At 70.4% G+C, this 443-nt stretch carries 1 protein-coding gene; it reads left to right on the forward strand.

Going from position 1 to position 443, the window contains the following annotated elements; genetic code table 11:
- A partial coding sequence (locus I6F37_RS40105; protein WP_225154393.1) for an AMP-binding protein occupies positions 1-443 on the forward strand: 443 nt, incomplete at both ends.

A 443-nucleotide genomic window follows, 5' to 3' on the forward strand; every position in this document is an offset into this window, starting at 1 on the left:
GCTCGGCCACGAGGCGTCGGTCACCGCGTTCAAGGTGTGGGCCGAGGGCGTCGGCCTGCGAGCGGGCGACCGCTACCTCATCGTCAACCCGTTCTTCCACACCTTCGGCCTCAAGGCCGGCATCCTCGCCTGCCTGCTGCAGGGCGCGGTGATCGTCCCCCACCCCGTGTTCGACGTCCCGAGCGTGATGGACCGCGTCGAGGAGGAGCGCATCACCATGCTCCCCGGGCCGCCGGCGATCTACCAGACGATCCTCGACCACCCCGACCTCGCCGGCCGCGACCTCTCGTCCTTGCGCCTCGCCGTCACGGGGGCGGCCACGGTGCCCGTCGAGATGATCCGCCGGATGCGCGAGGAGCTCGACTTCGAGGTGATCGTCACCGCCTACGGGCTCACCGAGACGACCGGCGTGGTGACCTTGTGCCAGCACGACGACCCCATCG

Source organism: Bradyrhizobium sp. NBAIM08 (genome assembly GCF_020193935.1).
Lineage (GTDB): Bacteria > Pseudomonadota > Alphaproteobacteria > Rhizobiales > Xanthobacteraceae > Bradyrhizobium > Bradyrhizobium yuanmingense.